Annotated in this window: 9 protein-coding genes; 3 read left to right on the top strand and 6 right to left on the bottom strand. The window is 62.8% G+C overall.

Going from position 1 to position 7508, the window contains the following annotated elements:
* The 3 genes from ACSQ84_RS35800 to ACSQ84_RS35790 form a co-directional block, all read right to left on the bottom strand.
* The coding region (locus ACSQ84_RS35800; protein ID WP_436216472.1) for a DUF1522 domain-containing protein at positions 1-1035 on the bottom strand (1035 nt) is incomplete at its 3' end.
* A gap of 325 nt (positions 1036-1360) precedes the next feature.
* Positions 1361-1777 carry a response regulator gene (locus tag ACSQ84_RS35795; RefSeq protein ID WP_436216471.1) on the bottom strand — a complete coding sequence of 139 codons (417 nt, stop codon included), beginning with the start codon at positions 1775-1777 and terminating at the stop codon, positions 1361-1363.
* A 117-nt stretch (positions 1778-1894) separates the two neighbouring features.
* On the bottom strand, positions 1895-2389 hold the full coding sequence (locus ACSQ84_RS35790) for a response regulator (RefSeq protein WP_436216470.1): 495 nt from the start codon (positions 2387-2389) through the stop codon (positions 1895-1897).
* A 506-nt stretch (positions 2390-2895) separates the two neighbouring features.
* Between ACSQ84_RS35790 and ACSQ84_RS35785 the strand changes: the two genes are divergently transcribed.
* The 3 genes from ACSQ84_RS35785 (at position 2896) to ACSQ84_RS35775 (ending at position 4808) form a co-directional block, all read left to right on the top strand.
* Positions 2896-3621, top strand: a complete 726-nt coding sequence (locus ACSQ84_RS35785; RefSeq protein WP_436216469.1) for a Crp/Fnr family transcriptional regulator — start codon at positions 2896-2898, stop codon at positions 3619-3621.
* A 297-nt stretch (positions 3622-3918) separates the two neighbouring features.
* On the top strand, positions 3919-4311 hold the full coding sequence (locus tag ACSQ84_RS35780; RefSeq protein WP_192740568.1) for a response regulator: 393 nt from the start codon (positions 3919-3921) through the stop codon (positions 4309-4311).
* 251 nt (positions 4312-4562) lie between these two features.
* Entirely contained in the window at positions 4563-4808 is a 246-nt protein-coding gene (locus ACSQ84_RS35775; protein ID WP_436216468.1) for a hypothetical protein, read from the top strand.
* Positions 4809-4844: 36 nt separating this feature from the next.
* Here the strand turns inward: ACSQ84_RS35775 and ACSQ84_RS35770 are convergent, their stop codons facing one another.
* The 3 genes from ACSQ84_RS35770 to ACSQ84_RS35760 form a co-directional block, all read right to left on the bottom strand.
* Positions 4845-5465, bottom strand: a complete 621-nt coding sequence (locus ACSQ84_RS35770) for a response regulator transcription factor (protein WP_436216467.1) — start codon at positions 5463-5465, stop codon at positions 4845-4847.
* A gap of 364 nt (positions 5466-5829) precedes the next feature.
* A complete protein-coding gene (locus tag ACSQ84_RS35765) occupies positions 5830-6036 on the bottom strand; it encodes a hypothetical protein (protein ID WP_192740564.1) in 207 nt (68 codons plus the stop codon).
* A 101-nt stretch (positions 6037-6137) separates the two neighbouring features.
* On the bottom strand, positions 6138-7151 hold the full coding sequence (locus tag ACSQ84_RS35760) for a glycoside hydrolase family 3 N-terminal domain-containing protein (RefSeq protein ID WP_436216466.1): 1014 nt from the start codon (positions 7149-7151) through the stop codon (positions 6138-6140).
* Positions 7152-7508 lie beyond the last annotated feature (357 nt).

Here is a 7508-nt window from a genome sequence, read left to right as displayed (position 1 = left end):
GGCGCTGGTCGCACGAGCGGCGGTGAGCGTGGTGGCACCTGCGCCAACTGCAGCCGTCAGGTTAAGTGCCTTGAGGCTGTCGGCCTTGCCGGTGATCGAAAGATCAGCGCCCGTGGAGCTGCTGAGCGTCGTGATGCCGGCAAGGGTGGTGCTGGCGGTACCGCCCAGGGTGGCGACACCGGAGGCGACCGACGCGACATACTGACGGCCGCTGGCAAGGTCGATGGCGGTGGTGAGATCGCCAACGCTGGCGTCCGATTGCGCACCAGCACCGAGGTAGATGGTGGAGTTGCCGGTTCCATCCGTCACAACGTTGCCGACCGAGCTGAGCCCGGCAGCGAGGGTGGCAGCACCGGGAACGGTGCCCGACTTGATCGTGATCGTCTTGCCGTTCACGGTGAGGACATCGCCATCCACGAACGAAGATGCAGCCTGGGTCGTCAGACCGCCAGTGCCCGCGGCGCCGCCGGCGGGACCGTAGAGTTTGGTGGCGGCCGTGATATTAACGGCGCCGCCGGTGTTGTCCGTCACCGCAGCCGAGCTGACAAGCGTGCCGGCGGTGGCGCCGAGGGTATCCGCACCAGTCACAGCGGTCGCGCCGCCGGCTGTGCCGTCGTACAGCGCGCGGCTGATGGCAGTCGCGCTGGTGTAGCTCGTGGTGCCGCGCAGGTCGCTCGCGGTTGCGCCGGCGATCGTCGCGGAGACGTTTGACTTGGTGGAATAGCCGACCGCGCTCTGCAGCGCCTGGTTGGCCAGCGACTTCGCGGTGTCGACCAGCTTCTGCAGCGAGGTGATGCCGGTGTTGGCGGCCTGCAGCACCTGTACGCCGTTGCCGATGCCGTCCAAGAGATTGTTGATGTCACCGGCGCGCGAATCGAGCGACTGCGCGGTGAAGAAGTTGGTGGGATTATCGAGAGCGGTATTGACCTTCTTGCCGGTGGCAAGGCGGTTCTGCGTGGTCGCGAGCAGATCTGCGGTCGACTGCAGCGAGAGAAGGTTCTGGCGAACCGACGACGAGAGAACAATGCCTGACATAACTCATATCCTTCTGGATGACACGATTGACGCAGCGCCGCTACTTTCTCGCGGCGACCGTGCCACACTGGCGTCCCGGCGCTACCCGCTGGTTAACGTGCTGGTCCGTACAACTACGCGAGGGCAGGAAAAGCCGCGGCAATGTTTTTTATGGTAAACAAACTCTTACCAACGCCGCTCTGCGTCCAAGCCGCGCCTTCTCGATCGGTCCTGCGATGGGTCTTCGAATATGCGGCCGGACCAATTTGCCCACGGGTCCGATCGACCCGACGATAACAGCGGAGAAATCACCGAGATCGCGGCCGCGATCGCCGCAACGGAAGCGCTATCCGGATCCAGCGGCGCCCGCATAGCGCGCTCGCGCTTCGGCAAGACATTCATTAATCACCGCCAGCAACGCCGCCGGCGTAAACGGCTTGCGCAGGCAGCGCGCCGCGCCGAGTTCGAGCGCCATTCGCAAAAAGTCCGGCGCCGGCGAATCGAGATTCGCAAACGCGTATCCCGACATCGCCACCAGGGGAATCGCCGGCGCGCGCTCGTGGAATATCCGGATCGATTCGAAGCCACGCATATGCGGCATGAAGATATCGACGATCATCAAATCGAAGCTGGAGTCTTCGAGCGCGCGAAGCCCAGCTTCGCCGCCGTCGGCTATCGTCACTTCGAAGCCGTGACGCTCCAGATAGATCTCAATGGCCATGCAGACCATCGGATCGTCGTCGACAACGAGTACCCGTGTCATTTCAGCTCCCGGAGGCGAGATTTCTGCTTTCAATCGCTTGTCGCTCCTCAGTTGCCCTACGCCCGCGACCGCCGCCCTGCCTGATTCGACGCGACGCCGTTACGACTGGCTGGCGGCTCAGCCCGTTGCCATCCTCTGTTTCGGCGCATCCGACGGTGCCGCCTCGCTCTGCTGTTCCGACAGCGCCGTTGCGACGGCGGCAAGTGTTGCGACGTACCTCCGGTGCGGCTCAGCTTCCGACAGACACTCATCGATTACGCTGAGCAGAGTCACCGGCCTGAAGGGCTTGCGCAGGCACCTCGTCGCACCGAGGCTGAGAGCCATTTTGAGGCAAGCGAGATTTTCGGTTTCCGGACCGGAAAAGGCGTAACCGGAAATTGCGATCAGGGGCACCGTCGGGGCGCGCTGGTGAAATATCCTGATCGACTCGAAACCGCGCATGTTCGGCATGAAGATATCGACCATCATCAGGTCGAACGTTGCGTCGTCGAGCGCCGCAAGGCCGTTGGGCCCGCCGTCGGCGATGGCGACCCTGAAACCGCACTGCTTGAGCCAGGCGCGTATCGCGAGGCGGGTATGGAGGTCGTCATCGACGACCAATATGCGGCGCATGACGGCCTCCTCCGCCGTATCGGACGCACTGCAAGGGACTAACGACAAACCGCAAACAACAGCCCCGCCCGACAGGACACACCTGCAGGGCACCATCAACAGCACACCGAAGGCGTTACGCGAGCATTTTTGCCTTGCGAATCAGCGCACTATTCGTAATTCCGTAGCAAATCGACGGCGCTGTCTGCCCTCCACAGTGTATAGCGCAGGTTCCACAACCCTTGGTGCCATCGGCGGAAACTTCAGGCGCAGTCCCGACGTCCGGCGCGCAACGACATGGCCGAGTGGTGCCGGGCCCGGTCTCGATGCTCAACGCCGAACAGCTTCGGGCCGCCACCGAACGGAGCGACCAACGGTCCGACCCAGCGGCAAAGTGCGGCTATTTGCCGATATTTCCCGCCGGCAAATCGTGGCAAGATGAACGTGCATTTTTGAGCGCGCATAGTGCATATTTTTTGGTGCCTGGCACCCAGAGACCGGCTTTGCCCGTAAGGCAGGAGACTGCTTTGGATTCAGCCCCTCGTTCACCCAATGGATTTTTGTCCTCGCTGACTGCGGACGATTTTGAACTGATCCGCCCGCATCTGCGCACCGCCGACCTCACCCAGGATCTGGTGCTGGTGGAAGTCGACGAGACGCTCAAGCGCGCGTACCTTCCGCACAGGGGCGTGATTTCCCTCGTCGTCAAGCTTGCGCGAGGTGAGCACGTCCAGATCGCGATGGTCGGCCGCGACAGCATCTTCGGCGCCTTCGCCGCTCTCGGCGACCCGATCGCGCTGAACAGCGCGGTGGTGCTGGTTCCCGGCGTGGCCTCGACGATCGACCTCGATCAGCTTCGGGCGGCCGCCGACCAGAGCGTGACGTTCCGGACCTTGCTGGCGCGGCACGGATTGGCGGTCTACGCGCAGATCCAGCAGACCGCGGGCTGCAACGCCTCGCACACAGTTGAGTCCCGGCTGGCGCGCTGCCTGTTGCATACCCGCGACCTGTCCGGCAGCGACAAGCTCGTGCTGACCCAGGAAGCCATGGCGCAGATGATCGGCGCGCGCCGCAACAGCGTATCGCTGGTGGCCAACACGCTGCAGCAGGCGAATTTCATCCATTACAGCCGCGGTCATATCGAGATCACCAACCTAGACGGCCTGATCAAGACCTCCTGCGAATGCTACGCGACGGTGAAGGCCCAGTACGACCGCCTGCTGCGCCCGCATATTCATGGCGCCGTGGCGTGACCGTTGGCCGCCGGCCACGGGCGAGCGGCTGCCCGAACGCATGGATACGCGCTGCCCCGTGATGCGCGTGAAGATTGCGCCCAGCGATCCGCCATGCCGGAAGCTCACCGTATAATTACGGCGGGAGCGCATTTGCCGGGGATTTATTCGGCCGGCAGTTAACGCGCTGTTCAATGACCCCTGATATTTGTCACGGTGCTGACGGGTGCAAGGTTCGGGAAAGAGCATCGAGACGATTTCGAATGCCACGCGCGTTCACCCGTGTTCGGCGGTTTGCTAGTTGCGCGGAGTAGAGACATGGCTTTTGATTTGTCGATGCCGATCCTGGTGGTCGATGACTACAGCACCATGATCCGCATCATCCGCAATCTCCTCAAGCAGCTTGGATTCGAGAACGTCGACGACGCCAGCGACGGATCGGCCGCGCTCGCCAAAATGCAGGGCAAGCGCTACGGCCTCGTGATCTCCGATTGGAACATGGAGCCGATGACCGGCTACGACCTGCTGAAGGAAGTCCGGGCCAGCCCGGAATTCTCGAACACGCCCTTCATCATGATAACGGCGGAATCGAAGACCGAGAACGTCATCGCCGCGAAGAAGGCCGGCGTCAGCAACTACATCGTCAAGCCGTTCAACGCGGCGACGCTCAAGACCAAGATGGAAGCGGTGTTCCCCAGCGCCGCTGAATAGCATCGTGCCGAGGCACGGCGGCTGACGCCATAAGCAGCAATCCACGCCGCACCGCCCGCTATCCTCGCGGCCATCCCAACCGCAATCAGGACCGGTGAACGCCGCCGAGGCGGCATCCGGCCTGTCTCGTTGTGTCTGGATGGGACGACCTCGCGTGCCGCGCACGCGCCTTGCCGTACTACTACGGTTTGGGATTTTCACAGACGGATAACGTTGAATCGCGATAGTCGCGTGGACCAAGGAGCCCCCTCATGTTCACGTTTGAGACGAGCGATCAGAAAGAAGTGCGGCGTTTCCGTATCGCCCAGTTCAACGGCAGAAGCGCAACCTTCCGCTCGGCCGGCTCGGCCGTCACCGGTCACGTCCGATCGATCGTGGAAAACAAGTCGAGCGTTACGGCGGCCTGGGTGATCACCATCATCCCCGAAGAGCCCAAGCCGGGCATCGCGACCCGGCCGACGCCGCGCACGCGTTCTTTTGCCGAAGATTTCTGCTGAGCCACACCCTGGCCCGGTCTCGCCGGCGGCGAGAACTCAGGCGGGCTGCGACAGCGCCTTGCGGACGAGGTCCGCGGTGTTGCGGGCGCCAAGCTTGCGCATGGCTTCGGCGCGATGGCTTTCGAAGGTCCTCGGGCTGATGTTCATCCGCAAGGCGCCTTGCTTGTTGGAGCAGCCTTCGCTGATCAGGCTCAATACCTCGCGCTCGCGCTTGGTCAGCGGCTTCTGACCGGTCTCCGAGGCGAACATCACGTCGGGCGCGCGACCGCCATCCTTGACGCGGCCGGCGCGGTTCTCCCGCCCCTGCGTGCGATCGGATTCGGAAGCAAACACCGGATGCTTGTCCGACATCTGCTTCACCACGGCGCAGACGCGTTCGAGCTGTTGAACCGCGTTGTCCACGACCTGTTGCAGGTAGACGCGGTTGCCGGGCGCTTCGGAGAACTGGTGGCTGTGCTGCTTGATCTCGTTCATGTAGAGCAGCAGCGCGGTGAGCGGTCCGTTGAGCTGGCGCGCGATCGACGCTTCCGCTTCTTCCGTTGCGCGCGCGCGCGCGGCGGACAACTGGACGATTTCAAGATTGTTCTCGAGCGGCGCGATGGTCTCCGCCCACTTCGGAAAGTGCGAATCACCGGCTTGATGGTCTTGCTGCGACATATGACTAATTTATCGATTCGCTTGCCGCTGGTGGTTAATTTCTTACCCAGTAAGAATACGGGAACTTGTGGCAATTGGGTTGGAAAATCGAGCCTGGCCGGTCAAGTATCGTGCCTGGATTGCAAGATCGACGACCACAGCCAGTGGAGCCCCCGTAGTTCTACGGTGACGGCGGGAGTACTTGCCCGCCCTGGTTCCACACCCACGCCCATTTGTTTTTCTAATCAGCTGTCATCCGGATCGGTGCGATGACCCCCGGCCGCTGAAGGCCGCCAGCATCGCTGGCCGCCACGCACGACAAGGCGCGGCGCGGGCAGGCGCCCGGCCGTCCAGACAGGCCGTCCAAATGAAAAATAGCGGCGGATCAGCCGAGCCGGCTGATCTGCTCCTCGGTCACGACGCGCTCGACGTTCTCGGTCTTGCTCTTGATGCGGTAGCGCGGGCGGCCGTCGGCCTCGATCGGCAGGCAGGTGACGATGGTGTAGATGCTGCGTTCCTTGACGGTGGCGCGGCCCTGCGGCCCCTGCAGCTGGTGGTGCACGTCGTCATTGATTGCGTAATTGTGGGCCATCGCCTGTCTTCCCGTTGAAAAAAGGCTTGTAGTCTCAACGGCCTCGCAAGGCAACCCATCGTTGGCGGGGAACCGCACGCCGGTACCGCATAGCGCCGCCGTCAGGGCGGTCCGGCCGCCCAAAGCGCCTTTCGCCGGGCCACCCGGGCGATCGATTCCTGAATGGCGGAACCCGCCAGAATCCCATCGCGCAGGCCCTGTTCAATGGACTGGGCGATGGCGGCCATTTCCTGCTCCTGATCGAACAGATTGTTGCCGATGCAGAGCATGTCGATGCCGGCCTGCAGCGATTGAAGGCTGGCCTGCCTGGTGCCCAACGCCTTCTGCAAACCCTGCATCTGCATGTCGTCGGTGACCAAGAGCGTCTCGGGGAGCCGCCGGCGCAGCCGGCCGAGGCCCGCGGCAGACAGGGTCATCGGATTGTCGCGGTCCCATTGCCTGACGATGGCGTGGCTGACCAGCACGGCATCGCCGAACATTTGGGGCGCCAGCGCATAGAACAGCTCTTCCTGCTCGTCGCGAAAACTGCCCGAAATGTCCATGAACTCCTGATGCGAGTCCGCCACCGCGCCGCCGATACCGGGAAAGTGCTTCAGACACAGCCCGATGCCGGCCTCGCGCGCGACCTCGCTCATCAGCAGCGCATTGGCCCGAACCTCGCCGATATCGGCGGACCAGGAGCGTTTGATTTTGCCGATGTTCGGATTGTCAGGATTGTAGTCGACGTCGATCACGGGCGCGAAGTCGTAGTGAATGCCGAGGCGGCGCATTTCGCCGAAACTTGCGGCCAGCACTCCCCGCTTCTCGTTCGCGGGAAGGTGGTTGAACTCCTTCGGGCTCGGCAGCGGCTTGAACCCCTTGCCGTCCTTCAGCCGCCGCACCAGCCCGCCCTCCTGGTCGATGAACACCATCGGGCGCGACGGCAGGCAGCAAATCTCCTCGCACAGACGCTGCACCTGCTCCGGCGACTCGATGTTGTTGTCGTATTGTTGCGTCTGGCAGGAATAATCGAACAGGATCACGCCGCCCAGGCCGTAATTGGCCGCAAATTCCCGCAGCCATGCCGGGATGGTTTTGCCGAAGAAGCCGAGAATGAAGAGTTCGCCGACGCGCATGCTGGCAATCCTATATGCTTTTCCGGTGAAGCGCATCGCGGATGCAGACTGCAACAGACGCAGCTTCGCGATCCCGCAGCGCGGATAGCGCTGCAGATTGCGGCGATCGAGGAGGGGGAGATTGGGAAAGGCGAAGATTATGGTGCTCCCGTCATTCTCCGCTGTCGTCCCTGCGAACGCAGGGACCCATACTCCGAGGCGGTTGTTGTTGCTGAAGGTCTCTAACGCCGGCGCTCTCACCGATAGACCGCGGAGTATGGGTCCCGGGTCAAGCCCGGGACGACGTGGATATGGTTTCGCGATCTCGCGACGCATTGCGCCCGAGGTTTGCTGGAAACTTCAACGCCCCCCAAATCC

Source organism: Bradyrhizobium sp. LjRoot220, from assembly GCF_964252915.1.
Classification (GTDB): domain Bacteria; phylum Pseudomonadota; class Alphaproteobacteria; order Rhizobiales; family Xanthobacteraceae; genus Bradyrhizobium.
The sequence above is the reverse complement of the archived record's forward strand: the minus strand, read 5'-3'. Positions and strand labels throughout refer to the sequence as shown.